This window comes from Bradyrhizobium frederickii (assembly GCF_004570865.1).
In the GTDB taxonomy this organism is placed as follows: Bacteria; Pseudomonadota; Alphaproteobacteria; order Rhizobiales; family Xanthobacteraceae; genus Bradyrhizobium; species Bradyrhizobium frederickii.
This window is the reverse complement of the sequence record NZ_SPQS01000025.1, coordinates 38,033-52,335: the sequence shown is the minus strand read 5'-3', so window position 1 is coordinate 52,335 and position 14,303 is coordinate 38,033. Positions and strand designations below refer to the sequence as shown.

At 65.3% G+C, this 14,303-nt stretch carries 13 protein-coding genes; 7 read left to right on the top strand and 6 right to left on the bottom strand.

What is annotated here, in order from left to right; genetic code table 11:
- Positions 1-161 precede the first annotated feature (161 nt).
- From rnhB to E4K64_RS32330, 3 genes are all read right to left on the bottom strand, one after another.
- On the bottom strand, positions 162-1,010 hold the full coding sequence (rnhB, locus tag E4K64_RS32340; protein ID WP_135167014.1) for a ribonuclease HII: 849 nt from the start codon (positions 1,008-1,010) through the stop codon (positions 162-164).
- 72 nt (positions 1,011-1,082) lie between these two features.
- Positions 1,083-1,538 (bottom strand): VOC family protein, encoded by a 456-nt coding sequence (locus tag E4K64_RS32335; protein WP_135167013.1) that lies wholly within the window; start codon positions 1,536-1,538, stop codon positions 1,083-1,085.
- A 23-nt stretch (positions 1,539-1,561) separates the two neighbouring features.
- On the bottom strand, positions 1,562-2,728 hold the full coding sequence (locus E4K64_RS32330) for a PA0069 family radical SAM protein (RefSeq protein ID WP_135167012.1): 1,167 nt from the start codon (positions 2,726-2,728) through the stop codon (positions 1,562-1,564).
- A 220-nt stretch (positions 2,729-2,948) separates the two neighbouring features.
- Here E4K64_RS32330 and E4K64_RS32325 point away from each other — a divergent pair, with 220 nt between their 5' ends.
- A complete protein-coding gene (locus E4K64_RS32325) occupies positions 2,949-5,363 on the top strand; it encodes a phosphoketolase family protein (RefSeq protein WP_167772375.1) in 2,415 nt (804 codons plus the stop codon).
- Between the two features lie 2 nt (positions 5,364-5,365).
- A complete protein-coding gene (locus tag E4K64_RS32320) occupies positions 5,366-6,574 on the top strand; it encodes an acetate/propionate family kinase (RefSeq protein WP_135167010.1) in 1,209 nt (402 codons plus the stop codon).
- A 140-nt stretch (positions 6,575-6,714) separates the two neighbouring features.
- Here E4K64_RS32320 and E4K64_RS32315 read toward each other — a convergent pair whose 3' ends face one another.
- Positions 6,715-7,554, bottom strand: a complete 840-nt coding sequence (locus E4K64_RS32315; protein WP_135167009.1) for an RMD1 family protein — start codon at positions 7,552-7,554, stop codon at positions 6,715-6,717.
- A gap of 326 nt (positions 7,555-7,880) precedes the next feature.
- Between E4K64_RS32315 and E4K64_RS32310 the strand changes: the two genes are divergently transcribed.
- The gene (locus E4K64_RS32310) at positions 7,881-8,456 is read left to right on the top strand and encodes a glycosyltransferase family protein (RefSeq protein WP_135167008.1); all 576 of its coding nucleotides are present in this window, start codon (positions 7,881-7,883) and stop codon (positions 8,454-8,456) included.
- Positions 8,457-8,518: 62 nt separating this feature from the next.
- Positions 8,519-9,448, top strand: a complete 930-nt coding sequence (locus E4K64_RS32305) for a bifunctional helix-turn-helix transcriptional regulator/GNAT family N-acetyltransferase (RefSeq protein WP_135167007.1) — start codon at positions 8,519-8,521, stop codon at positions 9,446-9,448.
- A gap of 229 nt (positions 9,449-9,677) precedes the next feature.
- Here E4K64_RS32305 and moaB read toward each other — a convergent pair whose 3' ends face one another.
- Together moaB and ypfJ are read right to left on the bottom strand one after the other, a co-directional pair.
- Positions 9,678-10,241: a molybdenum cofactor biosynthesis protein B gene (gene moaB, locus E4K64_RS32300; RefSeq protein ID WP_135167006.1), complete on the bottom strand. Its 564-nt coding sequence runs from the start codon at positions 10,239-10,241 to the stop codon at positions 9,678-9,680.
- 221 nt (positions 10,242-10,462) lie between these two features.
- Positions 10,463-11,404 (bottom strand): KPN_02809 family neutral zinc metallopeptidase, encoded by a 942-nt coding sequence (ypfJ, locus tag E4K64_RS32295; RefSeq protein WP_135167005.1) that lies wholly within the window; start codon positions 11,402-11,404, stop codon positions 10,463-10,465.
- 423 nt (positions 11,405-11,827) lie between these two features.
- On the opposite strand from ypfJ, the gene E4K64_RS32290 reads away from it, so the two are divergent.
- The 3 genes from E4K64_RS32290 to E4K64_RS32280 all read left to right on the top strand — a co-directional run bounded on the left by E4K64_RS32290 (position 11,828) and on the right by E4K64_RS32280 (position 14,289).
- The gene (locus E4K64_RS32290; RefSeq protein WP_135167004.1) at positions 11,828-12,958 is read left to right on the top strand and encodes a site-specific DNA-methyltransferase; all 1,131 of its coding nucleotides are present in this window, start codon (positions 11,828-11,830) and stop codon (positions 12,956-12,958) included.
- Positions 12,959-13,147: 189 nt separating this feature from the next.
- The gene (locus tag E4K64_RS32285) at positions 13,148-13,474 is read left to right on the top strand and encodes a hypothetical protein (RefSeq protein ID WP_135167003.1); all 327 of its coding nucleotides are present in this window, start codon (positions 13,148-13,150) and stop codon (positions 13,472-13,474) included.
- 128 nt (positions 13,475-13,602) lie between these two features.
- On the top strand, positions 13,603-14,289 hold the full coding sequence (locus E4K64_RS32280) for a glutathione S-transferase family protein (RefSeq protein WP_135167002.1): 687 nt from the start codon (positions 13,603-13,605) through the stop codon (positions 14,287-14,289).
- Positions 14,290-14,303: the final 14 nt, after the last annotated feature.

The following is a 14,303-nucleotide window of genomic DNA, read 5'->3' as shown; positions in this document are numbered from 1 at the left end:
CGTCCAGCCGGCCCTATTCGCTCACGACTACTTTGATAAGGGGCGTCGCCGGTCGTGGCAACTTCGGTGTGCTCCCTCTCCCCGTTCTTACGGGCTGTGCGTAAGGCGTGGATGGCCGGGTCAAGCCCGGCCATGACGGATGGTAGAGCTGTGAGGTCGATTTAGAGATTTGCCGAGACGTCGATCTCAACGCTCGCGTCCACCTGCACCTCGACCTCGGTCACCGCGAACAGGTCACGCACCGGCTCGACGGTCCAGGGCATGTGCTTGGCGCGGGCGGCGACGACGGGGGCGAAGAAGCTGCGGTGGTGGATGGTGGGGCCGAGGCGGTCGAGCGCGTCGAGGTGCTCGGGAACGGCATAGCCCTTGTGCTGCTCGAAGCCGTAGCCGGGACAGTCCTGCGCCAGCGCGCACATCAGGCGGTCACGCGTCACCTTGGCGATGATGGAGGCCGCGGCGATCGACAGCACGATGCCGTCGCCGCCGATCACGGCCTCACAGTCGCATTCGGTGTCGAGCCGGTCGCGGCCGTCGACGAAGACATGCCTGGGCGCCTCCGGCAGCGCCACCACGGCGCGCTTCAGCGCCCACAGCGAGGCGCGCAGGATGTTGTCGCGATCGATTCGCGAGGGCGAGGCGACGGCAACCGAGACCTGCGCGGTGGCGCAGATCTTATCGAACAGCTTTTCGCGCTCCTCGGCCGTCAGGCGCTTGGAATCGTCGATGCCGCGCGGGATGCGGTCGGGGTCGAGAATCACGGCAGCCGCCACCACGGGGCCTGCCAGCGGTCCGCGACCGGCCTCGTCGCAGCCGGCGACCGGCCAGACCCCGCGCTTGATCAGCGCGCGCTCGCGGCGAAAGCTCGGGGGGGCTACGGCAATGATACCTTTCTTGCCGGCGGGAGCGGCCATTGCCTTGGCAGCAGCGGCTTTGGCAGGCGCTGCCTTGTTCGCAGCAGCCTTCCGAGGCGCGGCTTTGGCCGGCTTGGTCGCGGACTTGTCCCGAATCATGGCCGGGATCGTGCGCAAGGGGCCCGGCCTGCGCAACCCGGAACCTCGCACAATTCCCGCTATTCAGGCCGCCTACTCCGCCAGATGCACCCGCCGGTCGTCGCCGACATCGATGCCGGGCGCGACCACGACCTCCCAGGGATGGCCGTCAGGGTCGGCGAAATAACCGGAATATCCGCCGTAATCGGTCTCGTGCGCGGCCTTCACCAGCTTCGCCCCCTTGCCGAGCGCGAAGGCCATCACCGCATCGACCTCCTCACGGGTCCGACAGTTCCAGGCGAGCGTCATGCCGCGGAAGGCCTGCGGCCTCGGCTGGTCCGGCAGCCCCGCGTCGGCCGCAAGCTGATCCCAGCGATACAAGGCGAGCACGGGACCACCGGTATCGTAGAACGCAACCGCCTCGCCGGTTGCCTTCAGCCGGCGCGAGAAACCGAGCGCGTCGTAAAAAGCAATGCTGGCGCGGATGTCGCTGACGCCGAGTGTGATGACCGTGAGCCGCGGCACCGGCACGTTGAGTTCCCCAAGCATGCGACGCCTCTTCCGTTCCCCGATCAGAACAGGCTGAGCTGATCGCCGTTCCGCTTCGGCCGCGCAAAGTGATCCGTCGTCAGCTTGGAGCGGCGCTTGTTCAGCCCGAGCCGCTCGCAGGCGATCTCGAAGCGGCGGCCGATGGTCCAGGCCATCGGTCCGGTGCCCTTCATCCGCTCGCCCCATTTCGCATCGTAGTCGCGCCCGCCGCGCATGTCGCGGATCAGGGTGAAGACGTGGCGGTAGCGGTCCGGATAGTTCGCCATCAGCCATTCACGGAAGAGATCGCGCACCTCAAGCGGCAGCCGCAGCAGCACATAGGAGGCTTCCTTGACGCCGGCATGGGCGGCGGCATCGAGAATGCGCTCGATCTCGCAATCGTTCAGCGCAGGGATCACCGGCGCCACCATCACAGTGGTCGGAATGCCGGCATCTGAGAGCTGCTTCAGCGCCTCCAGCCGCTTCGGCGGCGTCGCGGCGCGCGGCTCCATGGTGCGGGCCAGTTTCGGATCGAGCGAGGTCACGGAGATCGCGACCTTGGCGAGGTTGCGCTTGGCCATCCGCGCGAGAATGTCGATGTCGCGCAGCACCAGTGCCGATTTGGTGACGATGCCGACGGGATGGCCGGCACGCTCCAGCACCTCGAGGATGCCGCGCATGATCTTGTGCTCGCGCTCAATCGGCTGATAGGGATCGGTGTTGGTGCCGATCGCGATCATCCGCGGCTCGTAGCCGGAGGCGGCGAGCTCCTTCTCGAGCAGCGAAGGCGCCTCGGGTTTTGCAAACAGCTTCGATTCGAAATCGAGGCCCGGCGACAGGCCGAGATAGGCGTGGGTCGGCCGGGCGAAGCAGTAGACACAGCCGTGCTCGCAGCCGCGATAGGGATTGATCGAGCGGTCGAAGCCGATGTCGGGTGAGTCGTTACGGGTGATCACCTTGCGCGACGTGTCGACTGCGACCGTGGTCTTGAACGGCGGCAGCTCTTCCAGGCTCTGCCAGCCGTCGTCGAAGGCGACGCGCGCCTCGGCCTCGTAGCGGCCGCTGGCATTGGACTGCGCCCCCCGCCCTCGCCGGCGTGCGCGGTCGATGGCGACGCCGAGTTCCGGAAAATCAGAGTCCGCACCCGCCGGCTCGGAGGGCGCCTTGACCGGCGGGTGCTTGAGAGCATGAGAGGATGCTGCTGGACTCATGAACCCAAGATAGCACGCCAAAGGAACAAATCAAGAACACAGATAAAAAATGGAAAAACAACCCCATGCAAAGCTGCCGCCCAAATTTCGGGCGCGTTCTTTTGACCTCACGCAACAAGCCTGTCGCAACGATCCCGTTTGATGCCGGACAGGGATCGATCGCGCCGGAACAATGTTGGTGACGATCGCGGGGCGTAGCTCGGCAACAATCGGCAAGAACATGACAAATCAACAACAATCAGCTGCCGCGAGCAGCGATCTCGATCTCCTTGATCGCTATTGGCGCGCCGCCAACTACCTCTCCGTGGGGCAAATCTATCTGCTCGACAATCCACTGCTGCGCGAGCCGTTGCGGGCCGAGCACATCAAGCCGCGCCTGCTCGGCCATTGGGGCACGACGCCCGGCCTGAACTTCATCTATGCCCATCTCAATCGCGTGATCCGCGCGCTTGATCTCGACGTGATCTATGTCTGCGGCCCCGGCCATGGCGGACCGGGCATGGTCGCCAATACCTATCTGGAAGGCAGCTACAGCGAGATCTATCCCGAGATCGCCCGCGATGCGGACGGCATGCGCAAGCTGTTCAGGCAGTTCTCCTTTCCCGGCGGCATCCCGAGCCATGCGGCGCCGGAAACGCCGGGCTCGATCCACGAGGGCGGCGAACTCGGCTACGCGCTGGTGCACGCCTACGGCGCGGCCTTCGACAATCCTGATTTGATCGTCGCCTGCGTCGTCGGCGACGGCGAGGCCGAGACCGGCCCGCTGGCTGCGTCCTGGCACTCCAACAAGTTCCTGAACCCCGCCCATGACGGCGCGGTGCTGCCGATCCTGCACCTCAACGGCTACAAGATCGCCAATCCGACCGTGCTGGGCCGGATGCGAGATGCGGAAATCCGCGATCTCTTTCGCGGTTTCGGCCACGAGCCGCTGTTCGTCGAGGGTGACGATCCCAAATTGATGCACCAGGCCATGGCGGACGCGCTCGACGTCGCGCTCGCCAGCATCCGCTCGATCCAGCAGCACGCACGCGACGGGCGCGGCAGCGTCGAGCGGCCGCGCTGGCCGATGATCGTGCTGCGCAGCCCGAAGGGCTGGACCGGCCCGAAGGAGGTCGACGGCAAGAAGGTCGAGGGCTTCTGGCGCGCGCATCAGGTCCCCGTCTCGGGCTGCCGCGAAAACCCGGCGCACCTGAAGGTGCTCGAAGACTGGATGCGCAGCTACGAGCCCGAAAAACTGTTCGACGCCCACGGCGCCCTCGTTCCCGAGCTTCAGGCGCTCGCGCCTCGCGGCGACCGCCGCATGGGCGCCAACCCGCACGCCAATGGCGGCCTGCTGAAGAAAGAGCTGAAGCTGCCGGACTTCCACCGCTTCGCGATCGAGGTGCCGCAGCCCGGCGGCGTCGTGGCCGAAGCGACGCGCGAGCTCGGCAAATTCCTGCGCGACGTCATCCGCCTCAACGCGACGGAGCGCAACTTCCGCATCATGGGCCCGGACGAGACCGCGTCAAACCGGTTGGACGCGGTGTTCGAGGCGACCGAACGCGTCTGGATGGAGCCGATCGAATCTTACGACGTGCATCTGGCGCAGAATGGCCGCGTCATGGAGGTGCTGAGCGAGCATCTCTGCCAGGGCTGGCTCGAGGGCTATCTGCTCACCGGCAGGCACGGCTTCTTCTCGTGCTACGAGGCCTTCATCCACATCGTCGATTCCATGTTCAACCAGCACGCCAAATGGCTGAAGGTAGCGCGGCATCTGCCATGGCGGCGCCCGATCGCCTCGCTGAATTATCTCCTGACCTCGCATGTCTGGCGTCAGGACCACAACGGCTTCAGCCATCAGGACCCCGGCTTCGTCGATCTCGTCGCCAACAAGAAGGCCGATATCGTCCGCATCTACTTCCCGCCGGATGCCAACACGCTGCTGTGGATCGCCGATCACTGCCTGCGCACCTACAATCGCATCAACGTCATCGTCGCCGGCAAGCAGCCGGCGCCGCAATGGCTCTCGATGCCGGACGCTGCCACGCATTGCGATGCCGGCATCGGCATCTGGAGCTGGGCCGGGACGGAACAAGCAACGGGCGAGCCCGATGTGGTGATGGTCTGCGCCGGTGATGTTCCGACGCTGGAGACGCTCGCCGCCGTCGATCTCCTGCGCAAGGCACTGCCTGATCTGAGGATCCGCGTCGTCAACGTCGTCGACCTCATGACGCTGCAGCCGAAGGAGCAGCATCCGCACGGCCTGTCCGACCGCGACTTCGACAGCCTGTTCACGCGCGACAAGCCTGTCATCTTCGCCTATCACGGCTATCCCTACCTGATCCACCGGCTAACCTATAACCGCACCAATCATGCCGGCATGCATGTGCGCGGCTTTGCCGAGGAAGGCACCACGACGACGCCGTTCGACATGGTCGTGCTCAACGAGCTCGACCGCTACCACCTCGCGATCGAGGCGATCGAACGCGTGCCCGGACTCGCGGCCAAGGCCGCGCAGGCCAAGCAGCAATTCCGCGACAAGCTGATCGAGCATTCTCGCTATGTGCGCGAGCACGGCGAGGACATGCCGGAGATCCGCGACTGGGTCTGGCCCAACAGCTCCGGCGGCAGCACGCCTGCCGAAGCCGGCGACTAGCCATGTCGGACATGGTCCTCGTCCTCAACTCGGGATCGTCGAGCATCAAGTTCGGCCTGTTCGACATCTCGGCGGCTGAGCCCGTCCTGCTCTGCAAGGGCTTGCTCGACGAGCACGAAGCAAAACCACGCCTCGTCGTGAAGAGCCCGGCGGGCGACGACCTGTTCGCGACACGGAGGCAAGCGCCGGATGCCGGCGGCGGCCATCTGTTCGCCGGCGTGCTCGCCTTCATCGAGGAGAGGTTCGGCGCCCACAGCCTGCGCGCGGTCGGTCACCGTATCGTCCACGGCGGGCCGGATTATTCGGGCCCGGTGGCGCTGACGGACGACGTCACCGCGAAGCTGGCGGCATTGACGCCGCTGGCGCCGCTGCACCAGCCGCGTTGCCTCGCGTCCGTTCGCGCGCTTGCGGCGATCCGGCCTGCGCTGATGCAGATCGCCTGCTTCGACACCGCCTTCCATCACGGCCTCGCACCGCCAGCGCGCCGCTTCGCGATTCCGCGGCGCTATGAAGAGCGTGGCGTCCGACGCTACGGCTTTCACGGCCTCTCCTTCGAATATGTCGCGGGCCGCCTTGCCGCGATCGCGCCGGAACTCATCGCCAAGCGCAGCGTCGTCGCGCATCTCGGCAACGGCGCCAGCCTGTGCGCGTTGCACCACGGCCGCAGCATCGACACCACGATGGGACTGACGCCGCTGGACGGCCTCGTGATGGGCACCCGCTGCGGCAGCATCGACCCCGGCGTGCTGCTTTATCTGCAACAGCACGAGAAGATGTCGGCCGAGGAGATCCAGCACCTACTCTATCACGAGTCCGGCCTGCTCGGCGTCTCCGGCATTTCCGCGGACATGCGAACGTTGTTGGCGAGCGGTGAGGTCGGGGCGCGGGAGGCGGTCGAGCTCTTCACTCTTCGCGCGGCGCAGCAGATCGCGATGATGGCCACCACACTCGGCGGCCTCGACTGCCTGGTCTTCACCGGCGGCATCGGCGAGCACGCCAAGGAGATTCGCGGCGCGATCTGCGAGCGGCTCGGCTGGCTCGGCGTGCGCATCGATGCTGCGGCGAATGACGACGCGCGCGAGCGGATCGCCGGCGACGGCAGTGTTGTTGATGTGTTCGTCATCCCGACCGATGAAGAGATGATGATTGCGCGACATTGTGCAAGAATGCTGCGAGCGCCAGGAGCTCCACCCGATAGGGAAGTATCGTAGGGTGGGCAAAGCGACTTGTCCGCCGTAGCTCGAAGAGCGAAGGCGGAAGCGTGCCCACCAAATCCATCGCAGTGCCGGATGGATGGTGGGCACGGCGCAAGCGCGCCTTTGCCCACCCTACGATCTCGCTGGGCGACAAGCTAATGCGTCCCCGACCATATCTGAAAACACCCGATCGCAACCTCGATCACGATCAGCACCACGACCGCGATTTCGAGGCGGAGCGAGCGCTGGGTGTCGATGATGTCGGTCAGCGCGTTGGCGGTCTCCGACACCGCGGTGAGCTTGCGCTCGAGCGTGTCGAGGCGCTCCCTCAGTTCGTACTCGTCCTCGAGCCGGGAATAGAGCCGGTCGAGCTCGGGCTTCTCCCAGAGCACGTCGGGCTTCTCGGCGATCGCGACGCGGCCGGCGACGCGCTGCTGCACCAGCAATGCGTTGCCGATCAGTTGCAGGATGCTCCTGCGCCGACGCGGCGTGCGGCCGCGTTCGGCGAGCTCCCGCGCAAAAGGTTCGATCACATCGAAGACCGCCGCAACGCGGCGCTCGTCGCGCGCCAGCGACGTGCTCTTGGCAAGCGCATCCGCAACCAGCAGAAGCCGGTCGTCGGAGAATTTGGCAAGGCAGATCGGCCCGCCCGGCTGGATCGCCTCGGCGGCCTCATCGCTGCAGAGCTGGGCCTGCGCGATCTCTTCTTCGTAGGGGCTGAGCTCTCCGGTCACGCGTGACTTCAGGCTGTCGATGAGAACCTTCTCTTCCGACGGGAGCAGGCCGATCAGCACCACGACGCCGTAGCGGAAGATCACGGCCAGACCGGCATGGACCCGGAAGGCCGCCGGGGTGGAAGAGACCAGCGTCCCGAGCTCCAGGCCGGAAGCATTGATGCGGTCCCCCAGCATCAGCGCCCGGATCCGCAAGCTCGGCGCGGCCTCCTGCTTCGGCGATGTTGGCGCCGCTCCGACGGCGAGTTGATCGGCGTTCATGTGAGGCCTCCCCCGGCACCAGGATCGCTCATTTTCCATTCGACCTTATCTGGCAAGCTTCGTCCTCGTCTGCGAGAGGCCGACCGCCCGCGCGCAGGGAAGTGTTGCCATGAAACTTCGGGTTAATAACGTCGGGATGAGCTTGTGCCGAAACATTCGGCAATATCACCTGCCCGCGCGTGACCCATTTGGCCGCGAGACCGGCTGCGGTTTACCATCGCACGCCGAAGCGTCGCCCGAAAGTTGCACTCGGCAACGCGACCGGTTTATGACAGCATCATAACGAGCTACGCTTCTCCCGAAGTGCGGACATTGAAGCCTCAATCATGCTGAGCGTCATCATTCCGACCGAAGGCGTCGAGCAGACGGCGGTGGCGACTTTGGCCGCGCTGGTGCCCGGAGCCGCCGCCGGTGTCGTCCGCGAAGTGCTGCTGGTCGACGGCACGCGCAACGGCGTGATCGAGCGCGTTGCCGACGTCGCGGGCTGCCGTTTCGTCGGCTTCGAGGGGACCTCGCAGGGCGCCGCGCTCGCCGCCGGCGCGCTCGAGGCGCGTTCGCCCTGGTTGATGTTCCTGCCCGCCGGCGCCGTGCTGGAAACCGGCTGGATCGAGGAGACTACCCAGTTCATCCAGGCCGTCGCGACCAGCGGACGGGATAGGGCTGCGGTGTTCCGCTATGCGCGCTCGCCTTATGCAGATACCGGATTGCGCGATATCCTCCGGGCCGTGGCGCGCGGCCTGATTGGCCCGCTCGGCGACCAAGGACTTCTGATTGCCCGTGCTCATTACGACCGGATAGGCGGCTATCCGCCGCAGGCCCGGCGTTCCGAGGCACAGCTGCTCCGGCGGCTCGGCCGCTCGTCCCGCACCATGCTGCGCAGCCGCATCGTCATGATCGGCTGAGATCAGCTGATACTTGCCAAAGTCAAATAATTATTTGACAATGGCAAGTATTGAGGTGATCCATGCCGATCGACGGTACCGACGACGCCATTGCAGCGGTCCGCGCGTTCAACCGCTTCTATACCCGCAAGCTTGGCGTGCTCGACCAGCATCTTGGAAAGAGCCCGTTTTCCCTCAGCGAGGCCCGGGTGCTGTATGAGCTCGCGCAGCGCGACGACCTCGCGGCCAAGGAGATCGGCACCGAGCTCGGTCTCGACCCCGGCTATCTCAGCCGTATCGTCCAGAGCTTCGATGAAAAGGGGCTGATCACGCGCAGGCCCCTGCCCGCGGATCGCAGGCAATATCAGCTCAGCCTCACCGCCAAGGGCCGCCAGGCGTTCACCAGGCTGAACCTGAGCTCGCAAAATGAGGTCGCCGCAATGCTGGCCCAGCTTTCGGCCAGCGATGCATCGCGGCTCACGCAGGCCATGGCGACCATCGAGTCCGTGCTGGAGCAACGCCGAACCCAGCCCGCGGCTTTCATGCTGCGCAGCCATCGCGTCGGCGACATGGGCTGGGTGATCTCCCGACAGGGCGCCGCCTATGCCGCGGACTACAACTGGGACATCAGCTACGAGGCGCTGGTCGCCGATATCTGCGCACAGTTCATCCGGAACTACGACGCCGCGCGCGAGCACTGCTGGATCGCGGAAGTCGGCGGCGAGCCGGTCGGCTCGGTCTTCCTGGTCAAGGCCACGGACGAGATCGCCAAGCTGCGCCTGTTGCAGGTGGAGAAGAAGGCGCGCGGGCTCGGCGTCGGCCGCGCGCTGGTCGAGCAGTGCATCCAAGGCGCACGCGAGCGGGGCTACAGCAGGATGACGCTGTGGACGCAGAGCATCCTGGTCGCCGCGCGCGGCATCTACAAGAGTGCAGGCTTCAAGCTCGTGGCCACCGAGCCGCACCACAGCTTCGGGCAGGATCTGATCGGCGAGACCTGGGAGCGTGATCTCTGATCATCTCGCAACGAGCACGATACGCATGACTGTGCCCTCGCCCCTTGTGGGAGAAGGCAGCAGAGGGATCGCAAGGTGGGCAAAGGCGCGCTCTTCGCGCGCAGTGCCCACCACCTTTCAGCAATGGGCAAAATCGTGGGCACGCTTCCGCCTTCGCTCTTCGAGCTACGGCGGACAAGTCGCTTTGCCCACCCTACGCCACAAGGGAGAAGGGGAAAAAGGCGCGCGCCTACGCCGTCGCGCCCTGGGCCTTCGGCCTTCGCAGATGTTCGTCCAGGCGCGGCATGATCTCGACGAAATTGCAGGGCCGCGTACGGTAGTCGAGCTGGGCCGCAAGGATGCCGTCCCAGCCGTCGCGGCAGGCGCCGGGCGAGCCCGGCAGGCAGAAGATGTAGGTCGCGCCCGCAACGCCCGCGGTGGCGCGGCTCTGGATCGTCGACGTGCCGATCTTGGCGTGGCTGAGCATGTGGAACGCGATCGAGAAACCGTCCATGCGCTTTTCGAACAGGGGCTCGATAGCCTCCGGCGTGACGTCGCGGCCGGTGAAGCCGGTGCCGCCGGTGGTGATGACGACGTCGACGCCGGCATCCGCGATCCAGCGGCGAACGACGTCACGGATCGCCTCGACGTCGTCGGTGACGATCTCGCGCGCGGCGAGACGATGGCCGGCAGCGGTGAGACGATCGACCAGCGTCTGGCCGGACTTGTCCTCCGCCAGCGCGCGCGTGTCTGACACCGTGAGCACCGCGATGTTGAGCGGGATGAACTGCTTGGTTTCGTCGATGGAAGCCACGACTTCACTCCTGTTTCCCCAGCCTCCGCCGTCATCCTGAGGTGCGCGCCCTGCGATGCACTTGCATCGCAGGGCGAGCCTCGAAGGATGGGCCAGGGGCTCGTCCTCCTTCGAGGCTCGCCGAAGAGGCGAGCACCTCAGGATGACGCCACTACTTCTGAATCCTAAGATGCACAATCACGCATCATAATTCGTGCTGCGTCCGGGGCACGAAATCTTCGCTATAGCGCCCCCGCTCCGAACGTGTTGCAGGCCTGGACCGTGCCCTGCTGATAGCCGGTCATGAACCACTGCTTGCGCTGCGCAGCCGAGCCGTGGGTGAAGGAGTCCGGGACGACGCGGCCCGTCGACTGGCGCTGCAGCGTATCGTCGCCGATCGCGCTCGCCGTGTTCAACGCGGCGTCGATGTCGCCGGGCTCGAGGAAGTTCGGACGCTTCTTCGCCTCGCGATTGACCCAGACGCCGGACAGGCAGTCGGCCTGCAGTTCGACCTTCACCTGGAGCGCATTCGCCTCCGCCTTCGAGCCCGCCTGCTGCTGCAGCCGCGTCACCCGCGGAATGATGCCGAGCAGGTTCTGGATGTGATGGCCGGCCTCGTGCGCGATGATGTAGGCGGTGGTGAAATTGCACGCCGACTTGCCGGAGCAGCCGCGGAAGCGCGTCTCGACCTCGCGGAAGAAGCCGGTGTCGAGGAAGATGGTGCGGTCCGGCGGACAATAGAACGGGCCCATCGCCGACTGCGCCATGCCGCAGCGCCCGCCATTGGTTGCGTTGCGGAACAGCACGATCTTCGGCCCGGTATAGGACTGGCCCGAGGCCTGGAAGATCTCGGTCCAGCGATCGTCGATCTCGCCGAGAATGCCCGAGATCATGCTGCCCATCTCGTCGGTCGGCGCGCCGCGCTTGCCGGAGGAGGCCTGGCGGTCGGTCTGGTAGCTCGGCGCATGGCCGCCGCCGGTGAGAATCTCGGCGCCGCCGATCAGGATGCGCGGATCGATGCCGAAGGCGTAGCCGACCAGACCGAGGATGATGATGGTGCCGATGCCGAGCCCGCCGCCGCCGATCGGCAGGCCGAACCCGCCGCCTCCGCCGCCGCCAAAGCCGCCACCTTCGTCGCGACGATCCTCGATGTCGTCGCTGCGGCGGAAGTCATCGTAACGCATGGCGGCCTTCCTTTGGGGTCCCTGATCAGGTTCGTCGGCTTCGTCGGACGCATGAGCGCGAAAGCTCAACGCGCCAAACACGTAAAATTTCCGTTGCATTTATCAATATCTTGGCCGGCAAAAATTGCCTAGTGCGGCAACATGCCGATGCCAGCAATTTTTTCCGAGGGTCGAGCAATTTTTTCCGAGAGAAATTTGCGGCCTTTTTGAAGCCATGATTGCTTTCGCCAGCCAGGGACTCGCGAAATGTACTGTAAAACACGGCGAATGCGCACGACGACATGCACGCAGAACGCGACTCGGGGCCTGCTCAGCAAAGCGGCGGGTTAAGTCGATTTTTACTTTGCCGCTTCAATGTAACGGTCAGTCGGTTGTTTGGTCCCGCGTCGCCGACAGCGTCGCCTGAGTCAGAGTTCTTGAGTCATGGTAGAGTCGCGTCGCGGGGCGTCTGCAAGGGCGCCCCGCACAAACTTTGAGTCTCCGTCGCATCGCGTCATCCTCGGCGATTGCGTCGCCGAGATGTCGAAGCTTCAGGCCGGTTCGGTCGATCTCGTATTCGCCGATCCGCCCTACAATCTCCAGCTCAAGGGCGATCTCAAGCGCCCCGACGAATCCCACGTCGACGCCGTCGACGACGACTGGGACAAGTTCGATTCGTTCTCCGCCTATGACGATTTCACCCGCGCCTGGCTGCTTGCCGCCCGCCGCGCGATGAAGCCGTCGGCGACGATCTGGGTGATCGGCTCCTATCACAACATCTTCCGCGTCGGCGCGATCATGCAGGACCTCGGCTTCTGGCTCCTGAACGACATCGTCTGGCGCAAGTCGAACCCGATGCCGAATTTCCGCGGCCGCCGCTTCACCAACGCGCACGAGACCATGATCTGGGCCGCGCGCGACGAAAAGTCCAAGGGCTACACGTTCAATTACGAGGCGCTGAAGGCCGCCAACGAGGACGTGCAGGCACGGTCCGACTGGTTGATCCCGCTCTGCACCGGCGAGGAGCGCCTCAAGGGCGCCGACGGCAAGAAAGTGCATCCGACGCAGAAGCCCGAAGGCCTGCTCGCGCGCGTGCTGTTGTCCTCGTCGAAGCCCGGCGATCTCGTGATCGATCCGTTCAACGGCACCGGCACCACCGGTGCGGTCGCAAAACGTCTTGGCCGCTCCTATATCGGCTTCGAGCGCGACAAGACCTACGCCAAGGCCGCCGAAGCGCGCATCGCCGCGGTCGAGCCGTTGCCGGAAGCGAGCCTCGCCCCGTTCATGACCGCGCGCGAGGCGCCGCGGGTCGCGTTCTCCGAGCTGATCGAGCGCGGCATGATCATGCCCGGCACGAAGCTGTTCGACGCCAAGAAGAAGCTCGGCGCCCTGGTGCGCGCCGACGGCGCCATCATGTTCGGCGACAAGGTCGGCTCGATCCACCGCATCGGCGCGGTGGCGCAAGGCGCGCAAGCCTGCAACGGCTGGACCTTCTGGCACGTCGAGACCAAAAAGGGTCTCAAGCTGATCGACGAGCTGCGCGCCGAAATCCGCGCCGGCATGGCGGCGGAATAGCCGCTTCCCCTTCGTCATTCCGGGGCTCGCGAAGCGAGAACCCGGAATCCATCCAACTACAGCACAGGCGGCCCAATGGATTCCGGGCTCGCGCCAAGAGGCGCGCCCCGGAATGACGGCGCGGTTGAAAGCCGCCTCCACCAGGACTAGACTTCCCCGATCAGCCTCCGTCCTGGCCGGCCTGCTCTCATGCGACGACAGTCCGAGACATTGCTGTTGGTGCCGCTGCTGCCGATCTTCCTGGTCGGCATGTTTCCGATGTTCCTGATCGCCCTGCTCGGATTCTTCGGCCTCGCACTGTTCGGCGTGCTCGTGATCTGCGTCGGGCTCGCCAGCAGCAACGAGGCTCACGACAATTTCAATCACGACGTGATCGTGCACGGCTACGCGCGCGGATCGGAGCGCGCCGCGCGGGCCTCCGACATGCATCTCGCCGCGCGCCTCGGGTTGCGCCTGGAGGCGGTCGGCGCCGCGATGATTGTTACGGCGGCGATCGGCCTTTGTTATGCCGGCTGATCTGCGTGGCGCGCAGACACCGCCCGGCAAACTCGCCGGTTGCTCTCCCGCAGCGGGTTCGGGCAAGAGAGGCAGCCTTGCAGCAATGACACCGCATTCGCGCCTGGCAACAAACCCTGGGGAGATCGATGCTCAAATTCTATTTCAACGGATCGCCGAACCCGACCAAGGTCGCGCTTTACCTGGAAGAGAGCGGCCTTGCTTTCGAGCCGGTGAAGATCGACACCCGCAAAGGCGAGCAATTCACGCCCGATTATCTGAAGATCAATCCGAACGGCAAGGTTCCGGCGATCGACGACAATGGGACGATCGTGTTCGACTCGAACGCCATCCTGCTCTATCTCGCCGAGAAGACCGGCAAGTTCCTGCCCGCCGCGAGCCTGCGCGGCGAGACGCTGTCATGGCTGATGTTCGTCGCCACCGGCGTCGGCCCCTATTCGGGCCAGGCGGTGCACTTCAAGCATTTCGCGCCGAAGGACCAGAACCACGACTACGCCCATAACCGCTACCAGTACGAGACCGATCGCCACTACAAGATTCTCAACGCTCACCTCGAAGGCCGCCGCTACATGGTCGGCGACAGCTATTCGATCGTGGACATGGCGCTGTGGGGCTGGGCGCGGATGCTGCCGTTCAAGCTCGGTGACGACGCCTTTGCGCGATACCCGAAGGTGAAGCGGCTGGTGGACGAGATCTCGGCGCGCCCCGCAGCAGCGCGCGCGATCGCCTTGAAGGACAAGTTCACCTTCAAGGCCGAGATGGACGACGAGGCGCGCGCCAACATGTTCAAGCACATGGCGACCAAGGTCGCCTGATCGCGCGACTTCAC